This window comes from Dyella halodurans (assembly GCF_026283925.1).
In the GTDB taxonomy this organism is placed as follows: Bacteria; Pseudomonadota; Gammaproteobacteria; order Xanthomonadales; family Rhodanobacteraceae; genus Dyella; species Dyella halodurans.
In genome coordinates, this window is the sequence record NZ_JAPDPF010000012.1 from 1 (window position 1) to 25,246 (window position 25,246).

Consider the following 25,246-nt stretch of genomic DNA (forward strand, 5'->3'; position numbering starts at 1 on the left):
GAGCCACGCTCGACTACCACTGCCCTGCGGAGATGATCATGCGTGCGCTGGGGCGTGATGACCTCGCCCAAGCCATCGATGATGCACTTCTAGATTGACACCGCCTAACCCAAAGAAAATGGCCTGAGGAGCTCGTAGCATTGCGCGGGATACGAGCCTGACGGGTGTCGCCAGCCAGACAGGTGGCGGCCCATGGCCGAGACACAGCGGCTACTCCGCAACGCGCCGTGGCGGAGAGGGCTTAAGGCACCGGGTTGCCGTTAACCCAAGACTGAGCTGGGGACATAGCCCGGTTGTAGCGTTATCGCGAGCACCCGCCCCTCATCCCAACCTTCTCCCCGGAGGGGAGAAGGAGTAAGGGTGGCGCCTGAGGGGGTGATCGAAGGAAATCGCCACGTCCAACATATTCAACACCTTGAAAGTCATTCGACGAGGGCGCGAGGTGGAGTGACGGTGCGCCTGACATTGCCAGGGCCGCCCATCGGGCCCACAAGCCCACCCCATTCGCCTCCGTATTGTCTCGATCCAATTGGCGAAAAACCGCGCCGGAGCTACACTCGAAGGGTTCCCCGTCTCTCGCATAGAGAGGCGATCCACCTATAGCCGCGCCAACCCCCCCGGCGCCGCGGAGAGAAGCTCCCCATGGATCAGCTCGACGATATCCTCCACCAGGACCTCGACCCCACCGAAACCAAAGAGTGGCTCGAATCGCTAGATGCAGTCATCAACCATGACGGCACCGAGCGCGCGCACTACCTGCTGGAGAAGATGGTCGATTCAACGCGTCGCGCTGGCGGCTACCTGCCGTTCAACCCGACCACCGAATACGTCAACACCATTGCCCCGCCGAACGAAGCCAAGATGGAAGGCGATGCCGCGATGGAATGGCGTATCCGTACGCTGATCCGCTGGAACGCCATGGCCATGGTCGTGCGTGCCAACCGCAAGCCCGGTGAACTGGGCGGCCATATCGCCAGCTTCGCCTCCTCGGCCACGCTTTATGACGTGGGCTTCAACCATTTCTGGCGCGCACCGAGCGCCGATCATCCGGGTGACCTGGTGTTCCACCAGGGGCATTCCAGCCCGGGCATCTATGCCCGTTCGTTCCTCGAAGGCCGCATCAGCGAGGAGCAGCTCGACCTGTTCCGCATGGAAGTGGCCGGTCATGGCCGCGGCCTGTCGTCGTACCCGCATCCCTGGCTGATGCCCGATTACTGGCAGGTGCCGACGGTGTCGATGGGCCTGGGCCCGATCCAGGCGATCTACCAGGCGCAGTTCTGGAAGTACCTGGAACATCGCGGCCTGATGCCGAAGACCGACCGCAAGATCTGGTGCTTCATGGGCGACGGCGAAACCGACGAGCCCGAGTCGCTCGGCGCCATCTCGCTGGCCGGCCGCGAAGGCCTGGACAACCTCGTGTTCGTGATCAACGCGAACCTGCAGCGCCTGGACGGTCCGGTGCGCGGCAACGGCAAGATCATCCAGGAACTGGAAGGCGTGTTCCGTGGTGCCGGCTGGAACGCCATCAAGGTGGTCTGGGGCAGCTACTGGGATCCGCTCCTCGCGCGCGACACCAAGGGTGTGCTGCGCAAGCTGATGATGGAAACCGTCGATGGCGAGTACCAGGCCTGCAAGGCCTTCGGTGGCGCCTATACGCGTGAGCATTTCTTCGGCAAGTATCCGGAGACGCGCGAGATGGTCGCCAACCTGTCGGACGACGACATTTGGCGCCTCAACCGTGGCGGCCATGATCCGCACAAGGTCTATGCGGCCTACCACCAGGCGGTGAACACCAAGGGCATGCCCACGGTGATCCTGGCCAAGACGGTGAAGGGCTACGGCATGGGCGCGGCCGGCGAGTCGCAGAATCCGACGCACCAGCAGAAGAAGCTGGACGAGGAGTCCGTGCGCCACTTCCGCGACCGCTTCAATATCCCGGTGCCGGACGACCAGCTCAAGGACGTGCCGTACTACCACCCAGGCAAGGATTCGCCGGAAGTGCAGTACATGCTGGAGCGCCGTCGCGCGCTCGGCGGTGCGCTGCCGCAGCGTCGTCGCCACACCGACCTGAAGATCAAGGCGCCGGACCTGTCGGCGTTCGAGCAGATCACCAAGGGCAGCGGCGAACGCGAAATCAGCACCACCATGGCGCTGGTGCGCGGCATGAACCTGCTGCTGCGCGACAAGCAGATCGGCGAGCGCGTGGTGCCGATCGTGGCCGACGAGGCCCGCACCTTCGGCATGGAAGGCATGTTCCGCCAGATCGGCATCTACGCGCCGTTCGGCCAGAAGTATCGTCCGCAGGACGCCGACCAGCTGCTGTACTACCGCGAAGACCAGAAGGGCCAGGTGCTGCAGGAAGGCATCTCCGAGGCCGGTGGCATGGCCGCCTGGATGGCCGCGGCGACCAGCTACAGCATCAGCAACCAGCCGATGCTGCCGTTCTTCGTCTACTACTCCATGTTCGGCTTCCAGCGCATCGGCGACCTGGCCTGGGCAGCGGGCGACATGCGCGCGCGTGGCTTCCTGATCGGCGGCACCGCCGGCCGCACCACCATCAACGGTGAAGGCCTGCAGCATGAGGACGGCCATTCGCACCTGCTGGCCGGCGCGATCCCGAACTGCAAGTCGTACGACCCGACGTTCTCCTACGAAGTCGCGGTGGTGCTGCAGGATGGCGTGCGCCGCATGCTGCAAGAGCAGGAGGATGTGTACTACTACCTCACCGTGATGAACGAGAACTACAGCCACCCGGATCTGCCGAAGGGCGCCGAGGAAGGCATCATCAAGGGCATGTACCTGTTCAAGGACGCCGGCAAGCCGAAGAAGGGCGAGCCGCGCGTGCAGCTGCTGGGTTCGGGCACCATCCTGCGTGAGGTGATTGCCGCTGCCGAGCTGCTGGAAAAGGACTTCGGCGTCACTGCCGACATCTGGTCCTGCCCCAGCTACAGCGAACTGCGTCGCGATGGTTTCGATGCCGAGCGCTGGAACCGCCTGCATCCCGAATCGGAGCAGCGCGTGCCGTACGTGACGAGCCTGCTGCAGGGCCGCCAGGGTCCGGCCATCGCCGCCACCGACTACGTGCGTGAATACTCGGACCAGATCCGTGCCTTCATGCCGGATGGCATGCACTACACCGTGCTCGGCACCGATGGCTTCGGTCGTTCGGACACGCGTGCGAACCTGCGTGGCTTCTTCGAGGTTGACCGTTACTGGATCGCCCACGCGGCGCTGGCCGCACTGGCGAAGGATGGCAAGGTCAACGCCAAGGACGTCAGCCGCGCCATCAAGACCTATAAGCTCGATCCGGACAAGCCGAATCCGCAGACGGTCTGATCGCTAGCCTGAGCAGTCATGAAAAACCCGCCGAGAGGCGGGTTTTTCTTTGGGCGCTGTTGCCGATGGCGCCGGCTAGTCGTCGCTGTCGCGGAACAGATGACGCAATAGCAGGAACGCGCCTAGCGTGCCGGCCACGATCGCCGTGGTGGCGACCGGGTGGCGCGACACCTGGCGGCGCAGCCGGCGATATTGGTAGTTCGCCTCGTCGGCGAAGTCCTCGGCCGCATGGCCGATCCGGCGTGCATAGGTATTGCGGTGGCGTCCGAACTGGCGGCGCGCCTCGCGCCCGCGTTCGAGCAGGTCATCAGCCCGATCGGAGACACCGTCCGCGTAGTGACGCACCCGTTCGCGGACGCCGTTGACGCTGTTTTCAAGATCGTGGGAGCGGGCCATGGCGTCCTCCTGCAGTCGGAATCAGCAAGTTGCCAGCGCTGGTGTGATCGATGTGTAAACAGCCCACTGCTTTCGTTCATGCGGCACGAGGTTGGCCGCACGGACTCAAGGCACCGGGCAGCGTCCGCGGCCCCCGGCGGCCAGCATGCGTGCCAGGCCGAGCCGGAACGGAGGCAGTGCCTGGCTGGCCCGCAGCAGTGCCGAGCGCGCCAGCCTGAGCGGTGGCCGGTCGTCGGTGAACAGCTTCACGATGGCCAGGGTGGCCAGGTAGAGCGGTCGGGTAGCCAGGCGATGGGCGTGCTGATAGCGCCGCAGCACGCGCGTCGACGCGATGTCCTGGCCCAAGCTGAGCGCCTGCCGGATCTGCGAGGACAGCGTCTCCACGCTCAGCAGCCCCAGATTGAAGCCGTGAGCGGTGACCGGATGCATGCCCACCGCGGCATCGCCGACCAGGGCGAAATGCGGCGCGACGAAGCGACGCGCATACACGGCAACCAGCGGGTAGGTGTGCCGGGTGCTGGTCAGCTGCATGGACCCGAAGCGACCGTCGAAGCGACGGCGAATCTCGTCGTTGAACGCATGCTCGTCCATCGCCATCAAGGCTTTCATGGCCTGGCCGGGCAGGGTGAGCACGACCGAGGCCTGGTTGTCCCGCAACGGCAGCAGGGCAAGCGTCTGGCCGTGATCGAACCATTCCAGTGCCTGGTGCTGGTGAGCTTGCTCCAGCGCCATACGACATACGAGCATGCTCTTGCCGAAGTCGTGCATGTCGGCGGCAATGCCGGCGTCCCGCCGTAATTGCGAAAAGCGACTGTCGGCGGCGACGATCAGGCGGGCGTTGACCACGCGGCCGTCGGCAAGCTGCAAGCGGGGTTGGCTTTCGCCAAGCGCGATGGAGCCCACGGCCGTGTCGCTGATCAGCGTAATGCCAGGCTCCTGCGCGACGACGGCGTAGGCAGCGCGTCGAATGCGGTCGTTGGGCACCAGAAAGCCGAGCTCCTTGTCGCCCTTGCCGGGCGGCACGACGTTCAGGCCATGCCGCGAGTGGCCATTGAGCACGCGGGCACTGTGCAGCGGCGTGATATCCGCGGGATCAAGCCGCGCCCACAGGCCGAGTTCACGCAGGATGCGCACCGAGCGTTGCGTGAGCGCGATCTCGCGTCCATCGAACGCGGGGTCGCGCAGGGCCTCGGTCGTCTGTCGTTCGACGATGAGAATCTTGAGTCCGGTGTCGGCCAGGGACTTGGCAAAGCAGAGGCCGGCAGGGCCTGCTCCGACGATGACGATATCGACGTTCATGCGATGGATCCGCCTGGCCAGAGGCCACGAGAGTGACCTGCCATGCTAGCGAACGCCGCAGCCATCGCTTTGACACGCATCAAACGCGTGCGGCGAAGCCGGGAATGGGCTGCGCCGACGTCGATTCGCGCCGGTCCCCCGGCGTGGGGGACAACTCGATCAGAGTGTCTCGATGGCGGTCGCGTCGGCCTGGGCAGGCTCGGCGTGCAGTCGTTGACGCCGCCGCAGCGATGGGAACATGGCCATCCACAGCCCAACCACCACCAGCGTGCCGATACCGCCGATCAAGGTGGCATTGACTGCGCCGACCCAGGCGGCGACCAGTCCGGATTCGAACTCGCCGAGCTGATTGGAGGTGTTGATGAAGATCGCATTGACCGCGCTGACCCGGCCGCGCATCGCATCGGGCGTGTCCAGCTGCACCAGCGCCCCGCGTATCACCATGCTCACCATGTCGAACGCACCCAGCGCGAACAGCGCTGCCAGCGACAGCCACAGCGCCGTGGACACGGCAAACACCAGGGTGGCGACGCCGAAGCCTGCCACGCAGGCGAACATGATCGGACCCACGCGGCGCTCCATATTGTGCCGCGTCAGCCATAGCGACATCAGCAGCGCGCCCACCGCCGGTGCCGCGCGCAGCAGGCCCAGGCCCCAGGGGCCGGTGTGCAGGATGTCCTTGGCGAAGATCGGCAACAGCGCCGTGGCACCACCCAGCAACACGGCAAACAGATCCAGCGAAATCACGCCCAGCACGTCGGGACGCTGGCGTATGAAATGCACGCCTGCAAACAGGGTTTTCAAGGTGGCCGGTTCGCGCCGCGGCGGTGCCTGCTCATAACGCAGACGTCCCATCAGCACGGCCGCCACCAGATACAGCAAGGCACAGACCGAATACACGGTGCCCGGACCGGCGACATACAGCAAGCCGCCGACGGCCGGCCCCATGATCATCGCCGCCTGGCCGGCCGAGGCGCTGGCCGCCATGGCGCGTGGCAAGACCGGCGTTGGCACCAGGGCCGGCACCATCGATTGCAGGGCAGGAAATTCGAAGGCCTTGGCCGTGCTGACCATGAAGACCAGCACGAGAATGCCGGCCTCATGCGCGAGATGCAGCAGACTGATCGCAGCGAGCGCGACGATCGCCAGCCATTCGACCAGCAGGCCCAGTTGCACGATGCGGCGGCGCTCGAACTGGTCGGCCATATGGCCGGCCGGCAGCGCCAGCAGCACCGATGGAAAGAACTGCACCAGGCCGATCAGGCCCAGGTCCAGCGCGCGACCGGTGATCGCATAAATCTGCCAGCCCACTGCCACCGACAGCATCTGGAAGCCAAAGCCGGAAGCAATGCGTGCAAACCAGAACTGCACGAAGGCCGGATGCGAGCGCAGCGAGTCCGCCGGGGCAGGGGCGGTGGAGGGGGGCATGGGGAGTCCTTGCGTGGATGCCGGCATTATCGGTGGCTGAAGGCCTGTGGCAAAGCGTCGCCCATTCACGTCCATGTTCCGCCAGCTTGACCTGGGCTTGTCGAAGCGCGGGCTAGCGTGGCGTTACCTATCGAGCCATCGAGGTGCACCATGGGCAGGCTGGCCACGCATGTGTATACCGAGCCCGCGCAGATCCATCATCTGGAGACCCTGGTCGGCGAGCTGCCGGCCAATGGCCATGTGGTGTTGTTGCTCAACGACGGCAGCAGCTACGACGGCATCGTTTGCGCACGTCCGAGCGTGCAGATGTTCCGCGACCGTGATGAAAACGAGGGGGTCAATGGGGTGGTGCGCCTGGAACGCCCCGACGTGCCGGACTGGCGTTGTTATGTGTGGCTCGGTGATATCCACCGCGTCGAGCATCTGGACTCGACCCTGGGCAGCGAGACCTGAGCTGCCACGCCGGGACCAGCCGCGGCGCGCCACGCAGGGGTGACGGCTACTGAGGATGAGGATGGCAAGTCAGTTGCATGGGGCCCGCTATCCGTTCCACTCTAGACACCTTCTATCGCCTGGACGCTGCCCATGAATCTTTTGCGCCTTCGCCTCGCTACCGCCCTGGGCACCGTGCTGGTTATCGCCGGCTGTTCGTCATCGAGCGACCAGGCCGCAGCGCCGCAGGCAACCCAGGTGCCCGCCGATGATTCGGCACAGAAGCTCGATACCTACCGCCAGCTGGTGCGCATCCACAACGACGAAATGGCCGTCACCATGGGCAAGGACATCGTCAGCCGCTATCCCGACAGCGCGGCCGCCAAGGAGGTGCAGCAGAGCCTGCCGGAAATCGAGAAGCGCTACACCGAGACGAGCGAGCGCAACCGGCTGCAGGGCTTGTGGCTTTACCAGGTATCGCCGATGGAAGGCGGCACGCAGTCCACCGCCACCATCTACAGCAGCCAACCCTCAGGCGAGAGCCGCGTGCGGCTGGTGCTGCGCCGGCACACGGCGTGGGGACAGAATGCGTTCCTGTTCAGCAGCGGTCCGCATGGATTCGTGTGCAAGGCCACCTGCACCATCAAGGCCACGTTCGACGACAAGCCGGGCAGCATCAAGGCGTTCGCCCCCACGACCGGTGAACCCGCGCTGCTGTTCAGCGACGACAAGACCTTCATTGCTCAATTGCAGAAGGCCAAGAAGATCACCATGGACGTGACCATGCAGGATGGCGAAAAGAAGGTGACCCTGGTCTACGAGGTCGGAGGCTTTGATCCCGCCAAATGGCAGCCGGTGAGCAAGTCCGCGAAGAAGTAAGCCGTCCACGCCCGGGCGGGTTGCGCGTTATGGAAAACAGGTACTTTTGGAGATCGTGCCATGGCTCTTAAACACATATTGATGGTCGGCGCGACGGTCGTGCTGCTTGCCGCCTGCGCGCGCGTCGGCAAGGACTACACCGCCCGAGTCGAGGCACGGCAACAGGCCTACGCGGCAGCCGCTGGCGGACCGGTGGACCGCTTCCACTATTTCAGCCTGTGGTCGTGGGAGCCGCTCGGTGACCGGCAGCTGGCGATCTACACGCGCTCCAGCGAGGCGTGGCTGTTGGATCTCGACGGCTACTGCTCGAATCTGCCGTTCACCAACAATATTGCCCTGACCTCGCAGGCAAGCGAGGTCCTGGTGAAGTTCGACCGGGTGCTTACCGGCCCGCACGATACGCCCTGTTTCATCAAGCAGATCCGTCCGGTTGACGTGGCGAAGCTGCAATCGCCGCAGCAGGGCAAGCCGCGCGAAATCGAGGAAGCGCAGCGTCCAGCGAAGTGATGGAAGGGGCGAGGGGCTAGTCGCGAGGGCGCGAGCTCGAGCGGTAAGGCGTGACTTGGAGCTGTGCCAACTGCGTCGACCTGTCAGGCGCTGGCCCAGCGGGTGGTGCTGGCGCCCTCGCCACTCGTCCCTAAGCACCCGGCCTCAGTGCAGGAACAACTTCTCGGCGATCTTCGCCAGCGGCTTTTCGACCATGTTTTGCACCAGCGGCGGGAGATCGAGCGGCCGCAGCAGCATCTTGACCGTCATCTCCGCCGGAATGTTCCGGCGCAGCAGGCCCTGGGCGCGGCCGGTGACGCGGCGGAACTCCGCCTCGTTTTCCTTGTGCTGCGGATAGCACTGGTTGAACACGTGGCGCAGCGCGATGTCGCTGTCTTCGCTCTTGATCTCGTTGACGCGGCGCAGGATCACGCGGAATACCTTGTAGCGGCTGAAGCCTTCGCGTTCGCGGTAAATCCGGAAGTGGTGGTAGAAATGCTTGTAGTGGCGCACTTCATCGCTCTTGATATGGCCGGTGAGCTGCTTCAGCACGGGTTCGTCGGTGATGTCGTTGAGCGCGCGGTAAAGGCTGGCCGTGCCGGTTTCCACCACGCAGCGTGCCGCCAGCTCCAGGCCGCGGCTCGATTCCAGTTGCTCCGATGTGCACACTGCACCGTATTCCTGCCAGAACGCAGCGAAGCCGCGATCCCAGTCGAACTCCGGCCACACGGTCTTGACGTAGGCGGACAGCGCGCGGCCGTGCTGCAGTTCCTCGTGTTCCCAATGCTGGCTGAGCCAGGTCTGCAGTTCCTGGTCGCCCGCGAAATGGTCGACCAGGTTGTGCGTATACAGATCCGAGCCACTCTCGACGAAGGACGAGCTGCACAGCAGGAAAAACAGATCCTCGTTCTGGCGAACGCGCTGGACGTCGATTCGACCGAGATCCAGGCTTTCCAGGGTCCAGGGCAACGATGTGGCATAGCTCACGCGGGCATTCCTGTGCGGGCGGGGCTGGCGCGCGCGGCGCGGCGCTGGCCTGGCATGACAATAAGGTGACAAGAGCATACGACGAGATCGTCGCGGCGGATTAACGCCCGCCGACCTGGGGTAGCGGATGCGCCCCAGGCGCCAGCGCATCAACGAACGACGGTAACGGGGACGTGGGCGCGCTGAAGCACCTCGCCGGACACCGAGCCCAGTAGCCAGCGCGCGAGTGCGCCCCGTTCGGTATGACCAATCACGATATGGTCGATGCCGTGGCGACGTACCTGGTCCAGCAAGGCGTCACCGGGGCTGCCACGGACGACCTCGGCATCGATCAGCGCTTCCGCTCCCGGCGCCATCTCCCGCAGTTCGTCCAGCAGGGCGGTGCAACGCTTGGCGCCGGAGTCGGTGATCATCAGCGCACAGGTATCGGCGCTGCCTTCGGTCACCTGCACCACCGATACCACACGCACCCGACCACCGCTGGCGCGCGCCCATTCAAGGGCAAAACGAAACGCCTGCTTGGAGGAAGCGGAGCCGTCATAACCAACCAGCGAGTACTTGAGCATGAAGTTCCTCTGGGTATGACCCAGGCCGCGCTTCAGTCGGTGAGCTGGCGCTAGCGGCGCCCGACCTCGGTGAGCTTGGCCTGCAGGTTTTGCTGGATCTTTGCGCCAGCGTACAGCCGTCCGCGCACGCCTGCCACGATGCATGCAGGTGCGCCTGGCAGCTTGGCCCGTAAGTCATCAACGCGAGCGGCCTCCACGCTGTCTTCACATACCCGGCGTCAAGGATGAACGAAGGCCGGGCCATGTCCGCATGCGTTCAGGATCGTTATTAACAATGGTCGGTGCCGTCTGATTCCACTCACGCAGGAGACTGAAATGATCAAGCGTACGTTCGGAATGGCTGCCCTGACGCTCGTGTTTGCTGGTGCGTTGACCACCGCCCCGGTGGCCAGGGTGCAGGCAGCGGAAGCTGACGTCGAGTGTCACCTGAGCTTCAGCCTCGCCGGATGGTCGGCGATCTACAAGCATGCGGAAGGCTCGGGCACGGTTTCCTGCAGCAACGGCCAGCGGGCCAACGTAAAGATCTCCACGGTCGGTGGCGGCCTCACCGCGGGCAAGTTCCGCATCGACAACGGCAAGGGTGAGATCACCCACGTACGCAGCATCGACGACGTCTTCGGCGACTATGCGCAGGCCGGTGCGGAGGCGGGTGTGGTCAAGAGCGGCCAGGCCCAGGTGCTGACCAAGGGCACCACCTCGCTGGCCCTGCATGGCAGTGGCGAAGGCATCGATCTGGGCGTATCGGTGGGGCAGTTCACCATTACCAGGATGTGATCCCGCTGCGTCGACACCGCAAAGGGCGCCTGGTGGCGCCCTTTGCTTTTGCAGCGCGTACACTGCACCCCGATTGCCCTTGTCTGGACCGCCGTCATGCGCCGCCTTTCGTTGTTCTTGATGGTGACACTACTGCTTGGCTTGTCCGCTCCCGCCTTTGCGGACGAGCCCGCGCGGGTACCGCAAGTGGGGCAAGCCGCCCCCGCTTTCCGCCTGCAGGACCAGAACGGCAAGTGGCAGACCCCTGGCGATCACCAGGGTCGTTGGCTGGTGCTGTATTTCTATCCGAAAGACTTCACCCCGGGATGCACGACCGAGGTCTGCAGCTTCCGTGACGATATCGCCAAGCTGCGCCAGGCCGGCGCCGAGGTGCTGGGGGTGAGCCTGGATGACGTGAAGTCGCACGCCGATTTCGCCGCCAAATACCACGTCCCGTTCCCGCTGCTGTCCGATGCCGACAGCACGACGGCCCAGGCCTATGGTGTGCTGACTTCCAAGCTCGGTTTCAAATACGCGCGCCGCACGACGTTCCTGATCGACCCGCGGGGCAAGATCGCCAAGGTCTACCAGGACGTGGACCCGGAGCAGAACTCCGCCCAGCTGCTGGCTGATCTCAACACGTTGAAGAGGTGATCCCGATGCCGTTGACGACACAGCGCGATGCCACCCGCCCCAGTGGGTTTGCGGTGTGGAGGATCGTGGTCTGGCTGATGCTGTTGCTGGCGGCCTTTGGCTGCCTGCAGTACGCGCTGCACGCCCAGCAGGTATGGGGCGCACTGCAGACATCGGGCAGCGCGGAAGCCACAGCTCACCTGCGCGGTGTACTGGCCTGGGACCTGGCTTATCTCGCTGGAGCCTTTGCGATCATCGTGGTCTGCGCTGGCGCGATCCTGCGCCAGGCGTGGTCCCGGGTGGCCTTGCAAATCGCGGCGGTGCTGCTGGCTATCTGGGCCCTGGTGAGCGGGATCACCCTGTTTGCGCAATGGCACAACGTCGACAACGCCGCAGCCTTGCTGCAGTCGGGCGCGGACGAGGCCGCCCAGCAGACCCTGGGCCGGTTGCGCCGCAACTTTGCCATGGCCGTGGGACTCAAGGCGCTCGCGGTGCCGGTGCTGCTGTGGCTGGCATGGCGGCTGTCGCGGCCGGCGGTGCGCGAGCAATTCCGCTCTCGCGGGCGCTAGTTCAGCGACGGTTGCTGCAGCGCGGGTTATCGCTGCGGCTCCTTGTTCACATGGATTTGCCATGCGCGTGCGCCGCCTGTCGCTTCTCTCGGTGCTTTCCCTGGCCAGCCTGGGGCTGCATGCACAAGACCTGGCGACCACCTGCCATGCAAGCAGCAGCTACGACCTGTCGGTGACGCCAGGCGGATTGCTGTTCGATCGCCCGCAGCCGGCGCCGCAGCGGGTCGAGTTGCAGGATGGCGCTTTGCGCACCGACAGTACGCCGGTGCGCCTTCGACCCGAGGACCAGGATCGTCTCGCCGTCTTCGAACGCGAGCTGCGCGCGCTCATGCCGCGTGCCAAGACCGTGGCGGCGCATGGCGTGGATATCCTGGCGGCGGCGATGCACGACGAGGGCGCGCGCCTTTCGCTGAGCCCCGAGACCCGTGCCGAGATGGATCGGCGCCTTGCCATGCGGGCGGTCGAGCTCAAGCAGCGCATCGCAGCCAGCAACAGCACGCACGACTGGCAAGGTAACCTGGCCGACCAGTACGCCAACCAGCTGGCGTCCGATCTGCTGCCCCTGCTCGCCAACGACCTTGGCCAGCAGGCCATCAACGCCGCCTTGAGCGGTGACCTGCAGGCGGCGGCGAACCTGCGCGACAGTGCCGCGGATCTAAGCACCCAGTTGCGACCGCGCCTGGAGCGGCGCATGCAGGTGCTGGCGCCCGAGATCCAGGCCTTGTGCCCTTCCATCCAGCATCTGGCCGAGCTGCAGCAAGGCATCCGCGGAGCGGGTGGCCAGTCATTGAACCTGATCCAGGTCGGGCAATAGGGCGCGTGCCAGCGCGAGCTGGGTCGCGGCAGCTGATTAACCTTCTGCTAAGCGGCAAAGGACGAGGATGTTGCCGCTGTTAGCCGTGTGAGGAGGCGACCTCGTGTCGCACGTGAGAGTACCGCGCTACAACGCCCTGATCCGGCGTGGCATCGACGACCGCGAGCTGTACCGGCGGGCGTTGACCCAGGTGCGCGAGCCGGGCCTGCAAGCCCTGCTGACCGAGAACTTGCATACGCTCGATGCCCTGATCGGTGACCTGCAGGCGCAGGTCCACGCCAGTGGCCACGCCCCGGCGCGCCACGGCACGCTCGCTGGCGCGGTGCGCAGTGCCGTCGCCGAGATGACCACCGGTTTTTCCGCCAATCGCGATGTCGCCTGGATCCATTGCCTGGCGCGCAATGAATGCGCGTTGTTGCATAGCTTCGAGCAGCAGATGGCACATGCCTCGGATGAGTCCGCCCGGGTGCTTGGTGTGCAACTGTCACGCCTGCACGGCATTCACAACGATATGCACTGCCTTGCCGGTACCACGCACGGCTGAAGACACCCCTGGCCAAGGATAAAGGCATGCCAACCACGCCCATGGATGTGCTGGATTTCTGGTTCGACGCGATTGCGCAAGCGCTCTGGTTCGACAACGACCCGGCGTTCGACGCGCGGATTCGGCATCGTTTCGGCGTCGTGCTCGAAGCGGCTGCCCGCGGGGAGCTCGATGACTGGGCCGCCACGCCCGGCGGGTGGCTCGCGCTGTTGATCGTGCTCGACCAGTTCAGTCGCAATATCCATCGTCGCGATGCCCGTGCCTGGGCGGCCGACCCGAAGGCGCAGGCCATCGCACTGGCCGGCATCGCCACCGGCGATGATTTGCGGCTATCGCCCTTGCAGCGCCTGTTTGCCTATCTGCCGCTGGAGCATGCGGAGGATTCGGCATTGCAGCGCCGCAGCGTCGAGCTGTTCGAGCAACTGCTGGCGCAGTCGCCGGCGACGGAGCGGGTTCGCTACGAGGATTATCTGGATTACGCGCGGCGACATCGCGACGTGATCGATCGCTTTGGGCGCTTTCCGCACCGCAATGCCGCGCTTGGCCGCACCAGCACGCCCGAGGAAAGCGCCTATCTCAGCGGGCCCGGCTCGGGCTTCTGAGCGCCACCATCCATCGACAAGGAGTTCACCATGCGTCGTTATCTCGTCGTCCTGTTGTTGTTACTGAGCCTGGCCGCACACGCTGGCAGCACCTTGCGGATCGGCAGCGAGGTCCTGACCGTGGGCGACAGCGCCACGCGCGCAATGCAATTGCTCGGCAAGCCCGATTTCAAGGAACCGGTGGAGAACCAATTCGGTGCTCACCAAGGGGAGCGCTGGCAGTACCAGCGCGATGACGGGCACGTCGTGACGGTGACGATCAGCAACGGAACGGTCAGCAATATCGAAGACCGAACACGCTGAGCGGCTGTGCCAATGAGCGTGCCGCCTGCGGCGTGGTGGAGGTTTCGTTCGGTCATTGGCCGTAGCGGCACGCAACGCCACGACGCCTGCATCCCGCCCACGCCTCGCGGGCCTCGACGCAGGGCCGCCACCTACACCACCCCGCGGCTACGGAAGCATGCGCCGCTGGTGGGTTGCGGGCTATCTTCATGTTCGCCGCGCATGGGCGCGTTCGGGTGGCGTGGGCAGGACGTTCCGTACGCACATGGTTCGTCGACAGGGAGGTGGCCATGCGTCGTCATGGACTTTTCGCGCTGTTGTTGCTGGCGTTCGCCGCGCATGCCGGCAGCAGCACGTTGCGGGTGGGCAATCAGGTACTCACGGTCGGTGACAGCGCGTCGCGGGTGGTCGAGCTGCTCGGCAAGCCTTCGTACAAGTCGCACAAGAAAACCGGGGCACGCAGCGGGAACGCGCGCGGCGGAAGGCGCGGTGGCCGTCGCAAGACACCTTCTTCCCGCGAGGCCGGTAGTGAGCAGTGGCAGTATCGACGCGGCAATCGTGTCACCACCGTCCTGTTGGCGGACGGCAAGGTGATTGGCTTCGAAGACTCGGGAAGCTGAGCAGGCGGACGTGGCGATCGTGCCCGCGGTCATGCGATAACAGGCGCGATTCGAGGGAGATCGCGCCATGTCTCACGTTCCACCCGAGGGCGGGCCTGCCGCGCCCAGCCTGTTGCGTCCGCGCCAGGCCGGCATGCACGGCAAGGTCACCAATATCGAGCTGTTCTTCGACCTGGTCTTCGTCTATGCGGTGACGCAACTCTCCCACACGCTGTTGCGCGACCTGAGCCTGCTCGGCGCGCTGCACGTGCTGCTGCTGTTCCTTGCGGTCTGGTGGGTGTGGATCTTCACCGGCTGGATCACCAACTGGCTGGATCCGGAACGCCTGGCCGTCAGGTTGCTGATGCTAGTCTTGATGTTCGCCGGCCTGCTGTTGTCGACGGCGTTGCCACAGGCGTTCGATGGGCACGGGCTGCTTTTCGCGGGCGCCTACGCTTTCATGCAGGTAGGTCGCTCGTGCTTCATGCTATGGGCTCTGCGCCGTTCGCCGCTGCCGGCGCGCCGCAATTTTTACCGCATCACGCTGTGGCTGGCGACGACCGCGGTGCTGTGGATCGCCGGCGGTTTGCAGCAGGGTCAGGCGCGGCTGCTGTGCTGGACGATCGCGCTTGCCATCGAATACCTCGGCCCCGCCATGTTCTTTTATGTACCCGGCCTGGGACGCTCAAGCACGGCCGAGTGGGATGTCGAAGGTGGCCATATGGCCGAGCGATGCAGCCTGTTCGTGATCATCGCGCTGGGCGAGTCGGTGGTCGTCACCGGCAGCAGCTTCGCGGAGAGTGAGCGGACCCTGGATGCCTGGCTGGCCTTTGTGACCGCCTTCATCGGCTGCGTCGCCATGTGGTGGATCTATTTCGATCTTGCGGTGGAGCGGGGCAGTCGTTCGATCAGCCAGTCGGCTGACCCGGGGCGCACGGCGCGATTGGGTTACACCTATCTTCATTTGCTCATCGTGGCAGGCATCGTGGTCAGCGCCGTGGGAGACGAGCTGAGTCTGACTCAGGCGCACGCCCTGGCGACCGCACCACAAATCGCCGTGCTGCTTGGTGGCCCGGCGCTGTATCTGCTGGGCAACGCCTTGTTCAAGATGGCGGTCATCCACACCAACTTCCCGCTGTCGCATCTGGTGGGGTTGGCGCTGCTGCTGGCCATTCTGGTGGCCGCAGCCACGCTGAGCGTGTTGTCGCTTGCCGCATTGACCACCGCGGTGCTGGTGCTCGCGGCGAGCTGGGAAACGCTCTCGTTGCGCAATTTGCGGCGAGAGCTCTACGAGTCAACGGATCACTGAGCCGAGCGCAGTTCGTCCAGCAGTTGTGCGCCATTCCATGGGCGGCGCGCATGTTCGGCGTCGTGCATCAGCGAGGCCAGTCGCGCGTTCACCGGTGCTTTCATCGCGTGACTGGCGGCCAGCCGGACGACTTCACCGTTGATGGCATCGACTTCGGTCGGCCGCCCCGCTTCGAGGTCCTCCCACATGGACGATCGCGCCAGTGGATCGATGGCCAGCAGGCGCGAGGCGATGCGCTTGAAGCAGGCATCCGGCATTTCGAGCAGGCGCGGGAGCCAGCCGGTCGGCAGGGGCGTGAGCCTGGCCGGCCGGATGCCGGCGGTGGCGAACACGCTCAATGCTTCGCGTTGCGCCAGCGCCAGGCAGCGGCGCCAGCAGCGTTGCGACAGTTCCTGCTTCAGCGGCAAGTCGGACAGCGCATTCACTGCGTTGTTGAGATTGAGCAGCAATTTCGCGGCCTGCACGGCAGGCATGTCCTGTCGTGGCTGCAAGGGCAGGCCGGCGGCTTCGAACAAGGGGAGGAACGGCGCCAGCGACGGATGTGCCTCTACCATGAGCTCGCCATCGGAGCCCTGATGGAATGCGCCAGGACCGCGTTGCAGCACATTGAACGGCACCATGCCCGCGAGCACCACGTGCTTGGGCAGGGCCGCACGTAACGCTTCCACGTTATGCAGGCCGTTCTGGAAACTGATCACCGGTACGCCGGGGGCGATCACGCCGGCGAGTTCGCGTGCCACTGATTCAGTAGCGGAAGACTTCACCGTCACCAGCACCAGGTGCGCTTTGGCGGCGGCGAACGGATCGAGGTTGAGATCCAGCGTCTTGGGGGCAATACGGCAACGATGACCCTTCAAGTCGCTCCAGGTCAGCCCATTCAAGCGCATGGCGTCGATGACGCGCCGGCGACCGATATAGGTCACGCGGGCCTGTTCGTTGAGGCGTCCGCCGATGTAGCCGCCGACACTGCCGGCGCCATAGATGGCGATGCGCGGGCGCACATGTTCGCTCATGCGACCGCCGCTGCCGCTGCGCGGCCGGCGACGCGGCCTGAAAACAGGCAGCCGCCCAGGAAACTGCCTTCAAGCGCACGGTAGCCATGCAGGCCGCCACCGCCGAAACCCGCCGCCTCGCCGACGGCGTAAAGACCGGGCAAGGGCTGGCCGTCATGGCCCAGCACACGCGCATCGAGATCGGTTTCGAGACCGCCGAGTGTCTTGCGGGTGAGGATGTTCAGGCGCACGGCGATCAGCGGGCCGTTGGCCGGATCGAGCAGGCGATGCGGCTTGGCCACGCGCACCAGCTTGTCGCCGCGATAGCGGCGCGCGTTATGGATGGCCATCACCTGGCTGTCCTTGGCGTACGGATTGTCGAACTGCAGGTCCCGTGCCTCGATCTCGCTGCGAAGTTTTGTAATGTCCAGCCATTGATTGCCCGCCAGCGCATTCATGCCGTCGACGAGCTCTTCCAGCGTGTTGCGTACGATGAAGTCGCGGCCGTGCTGCTTGAATGCCTCCACCGGCGCAGGCGCCCCCTTGCCGACGGCACGCTTGGCCACCTGGCGCCAACTCCTGCCGGTAAGGTCGGGATTCTGCTCCGAGCCGGACAGCGCGAACTCGCGCCGGATAATCTGCTGGTCGAGCACGAACCAGCTGTAGTCATGACCGGTGCGGCGCAGGTGCTCGAGCGTGCCCAGCGTGTCGAAACCAGGCCATAGCGGGCCGGGCAGGCGCTTGCCCGTGGCATCAAACCATAGCGAGGACGGTCCGGGCAGGATGCGGATCGCGTGCATCGGCCAGATCGGGTTCCAGTTCTCGATGCCTTCGACGTAGTGCCACATGCGATCGCGGTTGATCAGCCGGGCGCCTGCCGTTTCGCTGATGCCAAGCATGCGGCCATCCACATGCGCAGGCACGCCGCACAGCATGTGGCCAGGCGGCGCGCCCATGCGTTCGGGCCAGTTGCGTCGCACCAGCTCATGATTGCCGCCGATACCACCCGAGGCGACTATCACGGCTTGCGCGCGCAGCTCGAAAGCCTGCGTGACGTCGCGCGAGCTGGGCTTGCCGCGCTCCATGGAGTCGGGCGCAAGCACGCTGCCGCGAACGCCGACCACCACGCCTTGTGCAACCAGCAATTCGTCCACGCGGTGGCGAAAGCCGAAGTGCAGCAGGCCCCTGGCCTGGGCCGCGCGCGCACGCCGCACGAACGGTTCGAGCACGCCCGGGCCGGTGCCCCAGGTGACATGAAAGCGGGGCACCGAATTGCCATGGCCGATGGCACCATGCCCGCCGCGCTCGGCCCAGCCCACCACGGGAAACCAGCGCATGCCCATGGCGTGCAGCCAGCGGCGCTTTTCACCGGCGGCGAAATCGACGTAGGCCTCGGCCCAGCGTCGTGGCCAATGGTCTTCCGGGCGATCGAACGCGGCCGTGCCCATCCAGTCGGCCAGCGCCAGCGCGTGCGAATCGCGCACGCCCATGCGCCGTTGTTCCGGCGAATCCACGAAGAACAATCCGCCGAACGACCAGAACGCCTGTCCCCCCAGGCTTTGTTCCGGCTCCTGCTCCAGCACCAGTACGCGCTTGCCTGCATCGGTCAGCTCGGTGGCGGCGGCCAATCCAGCCAGGCCGGCGCCCACGACGATGACGTCACACCCCTCCCGCATCCCACGTCCCCACATGGTGATTACTACAGACGAACTTAGCGGGTGACGGCGGGCCTTGCTATGTGCGCTGCGTCATTGGCGCAAGCGCGCCCCCGAAGGGCGCCAGTCCGCTGCCATGACCGATGGCAGGGCATGACACCTGGCCCATGATCCGGCGTGGTGGGAGGCGCATGGTGGCCTCCAGGTCGCGCAGTGGCGCGCACCGCAGGCAGCTTCGGGGAGGCGATACGCATGCGCATCAAATGCAGGGCTTTGGTATGGGCGGCGAGCCTCGCCTTGTGCGGCGCAGCGCAGGCGCACGATATCCAGATTCACGACGGGCAGTGCGGCTACTCGACCGACTTCGATGTGCGCGTCACCCAGGACAGCATCGACTTCCGGCGCGATGCGGGTCATCCGGCCAAGATCGTCATGCATGACGGTCACCTGAGTGTCGATGGGCGCGACGTGGTGGTTTCCGCGGATGACGCCGCGCGCCTGCGCAATTACGAGTCGCAGGTGCGTAGCCTGCTGCCCGATGTGGCGGAGATCGCGCGCGAGGGCGTGAATATCGGCTACGCCGCGATGCGCGCGGTGCTGCTCACGTTTGCCGAGAACGACGATGAACGCCACGACATGGTGGGCCGGCTCGAGGCCAATCATCGGCAGGTATTGGCGCGCATCGACGAAGGCCTGGGCAAGGGCGTGTGGAAGCCGCACGACCTGGACGAGCTGATCGAGGGCAGCATCCAGCAGTCGGTATCCGATCTTGTTGGCAAGGTCACCGGCGCCGCCGTCAAGGCGGCGCTCAGTGGCGATCAGAACAAGGTGGCGGCGCTCGAGGCGCGCGCGGATTCGCTGGATCACACCATCGACAAGGAAGTAAATGCACGCGCTGACCAGCTGGGGAAACGCGCCGACGCGCTATGCCCGCGCCTGCATGCGCTCGACAGCCTGCAACAGCAATTCCAGTTCCGTCTGCAGGATGGTTCGCGTCTGCGCTTGCTGAGTCGCGAGCGTGACAACTCCAAGAAGCTGGCCACCACCGATGATCATGCCAACGCGGATTAAGCTTGCCGACAGGCTTGCGACGAAAGGCTGAGCGCAGGACTGCTAGGCTTCGTGGGTTCATCACGCACGAGTCCTAGTCCATGCACGAATTCCTCGCACGCCTGCCCCTTTCCGCCGGCGCGATCGATACTCTCATTCATCTGGCCACCGCCTTGCTGTTGCTGCTCGTCGGCCTGTGGCTGGCAGCACGCGTGGCGAACTTCGCCCGGCGCGCGATGCGCCGCGCCAGGGTGGACGAGACCCTCAGCGGATTTCTGCGCAACCTGATCAATGGCGTGCTGATCGCCCTGTTGATCGTGATGGCTTTGCAGGAAATCGGCGTGCCGCCCGCACCGCTGCTTGCTGCCCTGGGCGCGGGCGGACTGGCCATTGGCCTCGCGCTGCAGGGTTCGCTGAGCAATCTCGCGTGGGGCGTGTTGTTGATTATTTTTCGTCCATTCCGCGTGGGCGACTTCATCCATGCGGGCGGGATCGATGGCACCGTCGAGAGCGTCAGCCTCATGCACACGCTGCTGGTGATGCCGGACAACCGCGAAGCGGTGGTGCCCAATGCCAAGATCGGCTCGGACGCGATCATCAACTTCAACCGGCGCGGCACGCGGCGCTTCGAGCTGAAGGTGGGCATCGGCTACAAGGACGATATCGGCAAGGCGATGGACGTGGTGCGCCAGCTGTTTGCCGCCGACGCGCGCATCCTGCAGGACCCTGCGCCGGGCATCTGGACCGAAAGCCTGGGTGAGAACGCCGTGGTGCTGGTGCTGCGCGCGTTCACCCGCAGCGGCGACATCTGGGCGGCGCAGACCGATTTGCTGCGGGCGCTGAAGGAACGCTTCGAAGCCGAGGGCATCAGCATCCCGTCGCCCCAGCGCGTGCTGACCGTGGTGCGCGGGCCCATGGCCGGGCAGGCCGGCTGAGCAGGTGAGGCCGGAGGTTTCCAGGGGGGCGCGATTTGCGCCCCCTGGTTCCCATCCAGGTCGACCGGCCTTGGTCATCAGCAGCGGATCGTGGCCGCAGGCGATGCATACGTATGCGAATGGTGGATTCAAACGATCCAAAAGCGACCGAAAAGGGGTCTCGTTCGCTATGATTAAAGCCTTACGCGGCCGTCATCCCCGCACGGCACGCCATCGCCATCCGTAGGAGAAACCATGGCCGACCTTAAAGAAGCACGCGTTCCCGATATCGGTAGCGAGAATGTGCCGGTGATCGAAGTGCTGGTGAAGCCCGGTGACAGGGTCGCCAAGGAGCAGGGTCTGGTCACCCTGGAGTCGGACAAGGCGACCATGGAAGTCCCGGCGCCGTTCGCTGGCATCGTCAAGGAAATGAAGCTCAAGGTCGGCGACGAAGCGTCCGAAGGCACCTTGATCGCCATCATCGAAGTGGAAGCCGAAGGCGCCGCTGCGCCCGCGCCGACCGCCGCGCCGGCCAAGGCCGAAGCGCCCGCCAAGGCTGCTCCCGCGCCCGCGCCCGCTCCCGCTCCGGCTCCGGCACCTGCCGCCGCACCTGCCGCCAGCGGCGGTGTGCGCGAGGTGCTGGTACCCGATATCGGCAGCACCGAGGTGCCGGTGATTGAAATCCTGGTGAAGGTCGGCGACACCATCGCCAAGGACCAGGGCCTGATCACGCTGGAATCGGACAAGGCGACCATGGAAGTGCCCGCGCCGTTCGCCGGCGTGGTCAAGGAAATCAAGGTCAAGCTCGGCGACGAACTCTCCGAAGGCAGCCTGATCGCCCTGGTCGAAGCCGCTGGTGGTGCGCCTGCCGCCGCGCCGGCGCCGCAGGCGGCAGCTCCTGCCAAGGTGGCTGCGCCCCAGGTCGAAGAGAAGCCCGCCCCGGTCGGTGGTCGCGCCGTACTGCCGGGCAACCCCCCGGAAGGCGACGTGCCGCCCTCGGTACGCCCGCCGTTCGATTCGGGCATCATCATGCCCGGCGACGCCCCCTATGCCAGTCCCGCCATCCGCGCTTTTGCCCGCGAGCTGGGCGTGGATGTGCAGCAAGTCAAGGGCAGCGGCCGCGGCGGCCGCATCCAGCGTGAGGACATCAGCGCCTATGTGAAGCACGCGCTGGCCTCGGGCGCGCGTCCGACCAGCGCACCGGTGGCGGCCGGCGGTGGTCTCAACCTGCTGCCGTGGCCGAAGATCGACTTCGCCAAGTTCGGCGAGGTCGAAGAGAAGCCGCTGTCGCGCATCCAGAAGATTTCCGGCGCCAACCTGGCGCGCAACTGGGCGATGATTCCGCACGTCACCCAGCACGAAGACGCCGACATCACCGAGCTGGAAGCGTTCCGCAAGAAGCTGGGCGAAGAGAACAAGGACCTCAAGATCACGCCGCTGGTGTTCCAGATCAAGGCGGTGGTCTCGGCGCTGAAGAAATTCCCGCAGTTCAACGCCTCGCTCGACGAAAGTGGCGAGAAGCTGATCCTCAAGAAGTACTTCCACATCGGCATCGCGGTGGACACGCCCGATGGCCTGGTGGTACCGGTGATCCGCGACTGCGACAAGAAGAGCCTGCTCGAACTGGCGGCGGAACTTGGCGAGATCTCCAAGAAGGCGCGCGACAAGAAGCTCGGTCCGGCCGAAATGTCCGGCGGCTGCTTCTCCATCTCCTCGCTCGGTGGCATCGGCGGCACCGCGTTCACGCCGATCGTCAACGCGCCGGAAGTGGCCATCCTCGGCGTCTCCAAGGCGCAGACCAAGCCGGTATGGAACGGCAAGGAATTCGCGCCGCGCCTGGTGCTGCCGCTGTCGCTCAGCTACGACCACCGCGTGATCGACGGCGCGCTCGCCGCGCGCTTCGCCGCCTTCCTTGCTACCCAGCTCGGCGACATCCGCCGCCTGCTGCTCTGACCTCGATTTAACTCCCTCTCCCCTCCGGGGAGAGGGTCGGGGTGAGGGGCCGGGCTTGCGAAAACCTGGCCGGTAAGCGAACAAGAACAAAGGATTCCCCATGGCAAGCACCATCGAAATCAAGGTTCCCGACATCGGCGGTCACGACAACGTGCCGGTGATCGAGGTGCTGGTGAAGGTCGGCGACACGGTCGCCAAGGAACAGAGCCTGATCACGCTCGAATCGGACAAGGCGACCATGGAGATTCCCTCCAGCGCCGCCGGCGTGGTGAATGAATTGCGCGTCAAGGTGGGCGACGAATTGTCCGAAGGCGCGGTGATTGCCGTGCTGGAAGCGGCGGACGCCGCCGCGGCCAAGCCCGAAGCGCCAAAGGCGGCAGCGCCCGCTGCGGCCGCTCCTGCCCCAGTGAAGGCTGAGCCGCCCAAGCCTGCCGCGCCGGCACCACAGGCCGCGAACGCTTCCGGTCGCACGGCCGATATCGATTGCAAGCTGGTCGTGCTGGGCTCCGGCCCGGGCGGCTATACGGCGGCTTTCCGCGCCGCTGACCTGGGCGTCGACACCGTGCTGGTCGAGCGCTATGCCACGCTTGGCGGCGTCTGCCTCAACGTGGGCTGCATTCCGTCCAAGGCGCTGCTGCACGCCGCTGCCGTGATCGACGAGGCCGAGGCCATGGCCGCGCACGGCGTCAGTTTCGGCAAGCCCAAGCTCGACCTCGACAAGCTGCGCGGCTTCAAGAACAAGGTCGTGGCCCAGCTCACCGGCGGCCTGGGCAGCATGGCCAAGCAGCGCAAGGTGCGCACCGTGCAAGGTGTCGGCACCTTCGTGTCGCCACACGAGCTGGAAGTGCAGACGGCCGAAGGCAAGCAGCTGATCCGTTTCGAGAACGCCATCATCGCGGCCGGCTCGCAGTCGGTGAAATTGCCCGCGTTTCCGTGGGACGACGAGCGCATCGTGGATTCCACCGGCGCGCTCGAGCTGAAGGACGTGCCGGCCAAGCTGCTGGTCGTTGGCGGCGGCATCATCGGTCTCGAGATGGCCACGGTGTATGCGGCGCTCGGCAGCGAAGTGACCGTGGTCGAGTTCATGGACCAGCTCATCCCCGGCGCCGATGCCGACCTGATCAAGCCGCTGGCCAAGCGCCTGGGCGGTAAGCTCAAAGGCGTGCACCTCAAGACCAAGGTGGTCGAGGCCAAGGCCACCAAGAAGGGCATCGAGGTCAGCTACGAAGGCGAAAGCATTCCCGCGACTTCGCTGTTCGACCGCGTGTTGGTCTCCGTGGGCCGTGCACCGAACGGTGGCAAGATCGGCGCCGACAAGGCGGGCGTGGCCGTCACCGAGCGTGGCTTCATCAACGTCGACAAGCAGATGCGCACCAACGTGCCGCACATCTTCGCCATCGGCGACCTGGTCGGCCAGCCGATGCTCGCGCACAAGGCCACGCATGAAGCCCGCGTGGCGGCCGAAGTCGTCGCCGGCATGAAGAGCTACTTCGATGCGCGGGTGATCCCGTCCGTCGCCTTCACCGATCCGGAAGTGGCATGGGTCGGCGTGACCGAGCGCGAGGCGAAGGAGAAGGGCCTCAAGATCGGCGTGGGCAAGTTCCCGTGGGTGGCCAGCGGCCGCGCCATCGGCATCGACCGCACTGAAGGCTTCACCAAGCTGCTGTTCGACGAGGAAACCCATCGCGTAGTGGGCGGCGGCATCGTCGGTCCGCATGCAGGCGACCTGATCGCGGAGATCACCCATGCGATCGAGATGGGCAGCGAAGCGGCCGACATCGGCCTGACCATCCACCCGCATCCGACCTTGAGCGAATCGGTGGGCATGGCGGCCGAAGTCTACGAAGGCACCATCACCGACCTGTACCTGCCCAAGAAGAAGTGATGCGCCAGCGCATCGCGTGAACGCAAAAGCCCGGGCCTGACCCGGGCTTTTGCATTTCGGTGGCGGCGCGCTTAGCGGTCGTTGACGGGCAGGGCCGCGACGACCTGCTTTTCAGTCTGCTCCAGGTGCAATTGCGTTTGCGTGGTGGTGTTGATCATCTGTCGCACCACGCCGAGAAATTCGATCGGGTCGATATCCACGCCCAGCTGGATGCGCGTGCGCAACAGCACCATGCGCGGCGCATCGAGTGCCAGCATGCTGTCGTGGGTGACCCAGGTGGCCGCTTCACGCTGGGCCGCATAGGCGGCGGAAAACCTGCGCAGGGTCGCGGTATCGATCCATGCCGCCGACTGGTTCGCCACGGCGACATCCCAGGCCTGGGTGGCGAACGTGGGCCAATTGACGCTCAACACGAACTTGCCCTGCAACGACTGGATATGCTGGTTGATCAGCTTGTCCGGCACGCCCTTGCGCACATCCGCGATGATGGCGTCGTTGAGCTCAGTGAGCGGCCCCAGGTTCTGCGCGTTGACCTGCTTGGACGTGTGAATATCGTTGAGGTTCGAACGCAGCTCCGCTTCGACCTGGGTGCTGGCGTACTCAGCCGCATGCCGATGGTGCGCCCGTTCGATCCACTGCTCGAGACCGAGTGCGGTGAGAATGCTCAGCACGATCATCAAGTAGTGCTGGGAAAATTCCTTGAGCGAATGCTTCCTGAGTTTCGGTACTTCGAAATGCACGGCGACTCCTGTCCGAAGCGAAGCGGTAGCCGCGGAGCGTACTCGATTCGTGTCGGGTTGGCGTGTGGCCGTACCAGGGTCAGTGGTCGTGGCGCAGTCATGCCGTCACCGGGGTGCCGGCCAGTCTGGTCGAGCGAGCCGCA

25 protein-coding genes are annotated in these 25,246 nt (G+C 65.3%); 17 read left to right on the plus strand and 8 right to left on the minus strand.

All coding sequences use genetic code 11. From position 1 onward, the window contains the following. The first annotated feature begins 642 nt into the window (after positions 1-642). On the plus strand, positions 643-3,336 hold the full coding sequence (aceE, locus tag OUZ49_RS19100) for a pyruvate dehydrogenase (acetyl-transferring), homodimeric type (RefSeq protein ID WP_266152207.1): 2,694 nt from the start codon (positions 643-645) through the stop codon (positions 3,334-3,336). A 75-nt stretch (positions 3,337-3,411) separates the two neighbouring features. Here aceE and OUZ49_RS19105 read toward each other — a convergent pair whose 3' ends face one another. The 3 genes from OUZ49_RS19105 to OUZ49_RS19115 all read right to left on the minus strand — a co-directional run bounded on the left by OUZ49_RS19105 (position 3,412) and on the right by OUZ49_RS19115 (position 6,459). Next, the gene (locus tag OUZ49_RS19105) at positions 3,412-3,732 is read right to left on the minus strand and encodes a hypothetical protein (protein WP_266152208.1); all 321 of its coding nucleotides are present in this window, start codon (positions 3,730-3,732) and stop codon (positions 3,412-3,414) included. Positions 3,733-3,837: 105 nt separating this feature from the next. Beyond that, positions 3,838-5,031: a 5-demethoxyubiquinol-8 5-hydroxylase UbiM gene (gene ubiM, locus OUZ49_RS19110; protein ID WP_266152209.1), complete on the minus strand. Its 1,194-nt coding sequence runs from the start codon at positions 5,029-5,031 to the stop codon at positions 3,838-3,840. Positions 5,032-5,190: 159 nt separating this feature from the next. Next, entirely contained in the window at positions 5,191-6,459 is a 1,269-nt protein-coding gene (locus tag OUZ49_RS19115; RefSeq protein WP_266152210.1) for an MFS transporter, read from the minus strand. 150 nt (positions 6,460-6,609) lie between these two features. On the opposite strand from OUZ49_RS19115, the gene OUZ49_RS19120 reads away from it, so the two are divergent. The 3 genes from OUZ49_RS19120 (at position 6,610) to OUZ49_RS19130 (ending at position 8,277) form a co-directional block, all read left to right on the plus strand. Continuing rightward, the gene (locus OUZ49_RS19120; RefSeq protein WP_266152211.1) at positions 6,610-6,912 is read left to right on the plus strand and encodes a DUF3247 family protein; all 303 of its coding nucleotides are present in this window, start codon (positions 6,610-6,612) and stop codon (positions 6,910-6,912) included. Between the two features lie 132 nt (positions 6,913-7,044). Next, entirely contained in the window at positions 7,045-7,770 is a 726-nt protein-coding gene (locus OUZ49_RS19125; protein WP_266152212.1) for a hypothetical protein, read from the plus strand. A 60-nt stretch (positions 7,771-7,830) separates the two neighbouring features. Further along, positions 7,831-8,277 carry a DUF6491 family protein gene (locus tag OUZ49_RS19130; protein ID WP_266152213.1) on the plus strand — a complete coding sequence of 149 codons (447 nt, stop codon included), beginning with the start codon at positions 7,831-7,833 and terminating at the stop codon, positions 8,275-8,277. A 144-nt stretch (positions 8,278-8,421) separates the two neighbouring features. Here the strand turns inward: OUZ49_RS19130 and OUZ49_RS19135 are convergent, their stop codons facing one another. Together OUZ49_RS19135 and OUZ49_RS19140 are read right to left on the minus strand one after the other, a co-directional pair. Next, a complete protein-coding gene (locus tag OUZ49_RS19135) occupies positions 8,422-9,243 on the minus strand; it encodes a ferritin-like domain-containing protein (protein WP_266152214.1) in 822 nt (273 codons plus the stop codon). Positions 9,244-9,392: 149 nt separating this feature from the next. Beyond that, the gene (locus OUZ49_RS19140; RefSeq protein WP_266152215.1) at positions 9,393-9,809 is read right to left on the minus strand and encodes a universal stress protein; all 417 of its coding nucleotides are present in this window, start codon (positions 9,807-9,809) and stop codon (positions 9,393-9,395) included. Between the two features lie 315 nt (positions 9,810-10,124). Here OUZ49_RS19140 and OUZ49_RS19145 point away from each other — a divergent pair, with 315 nt between their 5' ends. The 9 genes from OUZ49_RS19145 to OUZ49_RS19185 all read left to right on the plus strand — a co-directional run bounded on the left by OUZ49_RS19145 (position 10,125) and on the right by OUZ49_RS19185 (position 15,914). Continuing rightward, positions 10,125-10,583 carry a hypothetical protein gene (locus OUZ49_RS19145; RefSeq protein WP_266152216.1) on the plus strand — a complete coding sequence of 153 codons (459 nt, stop codon included), beginning with the start codon at positions 10,125-10,127 and terminating at the stop codon, positions 10,581-10,583. Positions 10,584-10,679: 96 nt separating this feature from the next. After that, positions 10,680-11,216, plus strand: coding sequence for a peroxiredoxin (locus OUZ49_RS19150; protein WP_266152217.1), 537 nt, complete (start codon positions 10,680-10,682; stop codon positions 11,214-11,216). Between the two features lie 5 nt (positions 11,217-11,221). After that, complete coding sequence (locus OUZ49_RS19155) at positions 11,222-11,764, plus strand: hypothetical protein (RefSeq protein ID WP_266152218.1); 543 nt, start codon at positions 11,222-11,224, stop codon at positions 11,762-11,764. A gap of 61 nt (positions 11,765-11,825) precedes the next feature. Continuing rightward, positions 11,826-12,578, plus strand: coding sequence for a DUF2884 family protein (locus OUZ49_RS19160; RefSeq protein ID WP_266152219.1), 753 nt, complete (start codon positions 11,826-11,828; stop codon positions 12,576-12,578). 103 nt (positions 12,579-12,681) lie between these two features. Continuing rightward, a complete protein-coding gene (locus OUZ49_RS19165) occupies positions 12,682-13,122 on the plus strand; it encodes a PA2169 family four-helix-bundle protein (protein ID WP_266152220.1) in 441 nt (146 codons plus the stop codon). A 26-nt stretch (positions 13,123-13,148) separates the two neighbouring features. Continuing rightward, a complete protein-coding gene (locus tag OUZ49_RS19170) occupies positions 13,149-13,724 on the plus strand; it encodes a DUF924 family protein (protein WP_266152221.1) in 576 nt (191 codons plus the stop codon). 30 nt (positions 13,725-13,754) lie between these two features. After that, positions 13,755-14,027, plus strand: a complete 273-nt coding sequence (locus OUZ49_RS19175; RefSeq protein WP_266152222.1) for a DUF2845 domain-containing protein — start codon at positions 13,755-13,757, stop codon at positions 14,025-14,027. Positions 14,028-14,296: 269 nt separating this feature from the next. Further along, on the plus strand, positions 14,297-14,626 hold the full coding sequence (locus tag OUZ49_RS19180) for a DUF2845 domain-containing protein (RefSeq protein ID WP_266152223.1): 330 nt from the start codon (positions 14,297-14,299) through the stop codon (positions 14,624-14,626). Positions 14,627-14,693: 67 nt separating this feature from the next. Next, on the plus strand, positions 14,694-15,914 hold the full coding sequence (locus tag OUZ49_RS19185; RefSeq protein ID WP_266152224.1) for a low temperature requirement protein A: 1,221 nt from the start codon (positions 14,694-14,696) through the stop codon (positions 15,912-15,914). Here OUZ49_RS19185 and OUZ49_RS19190 read toward each other — a convergent pair. Then, positions 15,908-16,927, minus strand: a complete 1,020-nt coding sequence (locus tag OUZ49_RS19190) for a 2-dehydropantoate 2-reductase (protein WP_266152225.1) — start codon at positions 16,925-16,927, stop codon at positions 15,908-15,910. The two genes, OUZ49_RS19185 and OUZ49_RS19190, sit on opposite strands and share 7 nt — an antisense overlap. Beyond that, the gene (locus OUZ49_RS19195; protein ID WP_266152226.1) at positions 16,924-18,582 is read right to left on the minus strand and encodes an FAD-binding dehydrogenase; all 1,659 of its coding nucleotides are present in this window, start codon (positions 18,580-18,582) and stop codon (positions 16,924-16,926) included. The genes OUZ49_RS19190 and OUZ49_RS19195 overlap by 4 nt, the downstream gene beginning before the upstream one ends. Positions 18,583-18,813: 231 nt before the next feature. Here OUZ49_RS19195 and OUZ49_RS19200 point away from each other — a divergent pair, with 231 nt between their 5' ends. The 4 genes from OUZ49_RS19200 to lpdA all read left to right on the plus strand — a co-directional run bounded on the left by OUZ49_RS19200 (position 18,814) and on the right by lpdA (position 24,363). Continuing rightward, entirely contained in the window at positions 18,814-19,632 is an 819-nt protein-coding gene (locus tag OUZ49_RS19200) for a DUF2884 family protein (protein ID WP_266152227.1), read from the plus strand. A gap of 80 nt (positions 19,633-19,712) precedes the next feature. Continuing rightward, entirely contained in the window at positions 19,713-20,546 is an 834-nt protein-coding gene (locus tag OUZ49_RS19205; protein WP_266152228.1) for a mechanosensitive ion channel family protein, read from the plus strand. 234 nt (positions 20,547-20,780) lie between these two features. Beyond that, positions 20,781-22,478, plus strand: a complete 1,698-nt coding sequence (gene aceF, locus OUZ49_RS19210; protein ID WP_266152229.1) for a dihydrolipoyllysine-residue acetyltransferase — start codon at positions 20,781-20,783, stop codon at positions 22,476-22,478. Between the two features lie 100 nt (positions 22,479-22,578). Next, on the plus strand, positions 22,579-24,363 hold the full coding sequence (gene lpdA / locus OUZ49_RS19215) for a dihydrolipoyl dehydrogenase (RefSeq protein WP_266152230.1): 1,785 nt from the start codon (positions 22,579-22,581) through the stop codon (positions 24,361-24,363). Positions 24,364-24,434: 71 nt separating this feature from the next. On the opposite strand, the gene OUZ49_RS19220 is transcribed toward lpdA, so the two are convergent. Then, positions 24,435-25,103 carry a hypothetical protein gene (locus OUZ49_RS19220; RefSeq protein WP_266152231.1) on the minus strand — a complete coding sequence of 223 codons (669 nt, stop codon included), beginning with the start codon at positions 25,101-25,103 and terminating at the stop codon, positions 24,435-24,437. Positions 25,104-25,246 lie beyond the last annotated feature (143 nt).

What these genes read in the sequence shown, in the direction of transcription:
- aceE (WP_266152207.1), top strand. Translation starts at nt 643, where the DNA reads ATGGATCAGCTCGACGATATCCTCCACCAGGACCTCGACCCCACCGAA.
- OUZ49_RS19105 (WP_266152208.1), bottom strand. Translation starts at nt 3,732, where the DNA reads ATGGCCCGCTCCCACGATCTTGAAAACAGCGTCAACGGCGTCCGCGAA.
- ubiM (WP_266152209.1), bottom strand. Translation starts at nt 5,031, where the DNA reads ATGAACGTCGATATCGTCATCGTCGGAGCAGGCCCTGCCGGCCTCTGC.
- OUZ49_RS19115 (WP_266152210.1), bottom strand. Translation starts at nt 6,459, where the DNA reads ATGCCCCCCTCCACCGCCCCTGCCCCGGCGGACTCGCTGCGCTCGCAT.
- OUZ49_RS19120 (WP_266152211.1), top strand. Translation starts at nt 6,610, where the DNA reads ATGGGCAGGCTGGCCACGCATGTGTATACCGAGCCCGCGCAGATCCAT.
- OUZ49_RS19125 (WP_266152212.1), top strand. Translation starts at nt 7,045, where the DNA reads ATGAATCTTTTGCGCCTTCGCCTCGCTACCGCCCTGGGCACCGTGCTG.
- OUZ49_RS19130 (WP_266152213.1), top strand. Translation starts at nt 7,831, where the DNA reads ATGGCTCTTAAACACATATTGATGGTCGGCGCGACGGTCGTGCTGCTT.
- OUZ49_RS19140 (WP_266152215.1), bottom strand. Translation starts at nt 9,809, where the DNA reads ATGCTCAAGTACTCGCTGGTTGGTTATGACGGCTCCGCTTCCTCCAAG.
- OUZ49_RS19145 (WP_266152216.1), top strand. Translation starts at nt 10,125, where the DNA reads ATGATCAAGCGTACGTTCGGAATGGCTGCCCTGACGCTCGTGTTTGCT.
- OUZ49_RS19150 (WP_266152217.1), top strand. Translation starts at nt 10,680, where the DNA reads ATGCGCCGCCTTTCGTTGTTCTTGATGGTGACACTACTGCTTGGCTTG.
- OUZ49_RS19155 (WP_266152218.1), top strand. Translation starts at nt 11,222, where the DNA reads ATGCCGTTGACGACACAGCGCGATGCCACCCGCCCCAGTGGGTTTGCG.
- OUZ49_RS19160 (WP_266152219.1), top strand. Translation starts at nt 11,826, where the DNA reads ATGCGCGTGCGCCGCCTGTCGCTTCTCTCGGTGCTTTCCCTGGCCAGC.
- OUZ49_RS19170 (WP_266152221.1), top strand. Translation starts at nt 13,149, where the DNA reads ATGCCAACCACGCCCATGGATGTGCTGGATTTCTGGTTCGACGCGATT.
- OUZ49_RS19175 (WP_266152222.1), top strand. Translation starts at nt 13,755, where the DNA reads ATGCGTCGTTATCTCGTCGTCCTGTTGTTGTTACTGAGCCTGGCCGCA.
- OUZ49_RS19180 (WP_266152223.1), top strand. Translation starts at nt 14,297, where the DNA reads ATGCGTCGTCATGGACTTTTCGCGCTGTTGTTGCTGGCGTTCGCCGCG.
- OUZ49_RS19185 (WP_266152224.1), top strand. Translation starts at nt 14,694, where the DNA reads ATGTCTCACGTTCCACCCGAGGGCGGGCCTGCCGCGCCCAGCCTGTTG.
- OUZ49_RS19190 (WP_266152225.1), bottom strand. Translation starts at nt 16,927, where the DNA reads ATGAGCGAACATGTGCGCCCGCGCATCGCCATCTATGGCGCCGGCAGT.
- OUZ49_RS19195 (WP_266152226.1), bottom strand. Translation starts at nt 18,582, where the DNA reads ATGCGGGAGGGGTGTGACGTCATCGTCGTGGGCGCCGGCCTGGCTGGA.
- OUZ49_RS19200 (WP_266152227.1), top strand. Translation starts at nt 18,814, where the DNA reads ATGCGCATCAAATGCAGGGCTTTGGTATGGGCGGCGAGCCTCGCCTTG.
- OUZ49_RS19205 (WP_266152228.1), top strand. Translation starts at nt 19,713, where the DNA reads ATGCACGAATTCCTCGCACGCCTGCCCCTTTCCGCCGGCGCGATCGAT.
- aceF (WP_266152229.1), top strand. Translation starts at nt 20,781, where the DNA reads ATGGCCGACCTTAAAGAAGCACGCGTTCCCGATATCGGTAGCGAGAAT.
- lpdA (WP_266152230.1), top strand. Translation starts at nt 22,579, where the DNA reads ATGGCAAGCACCATCGAAATCAAGGTTCCCGACATCGGCGGTCACGAC.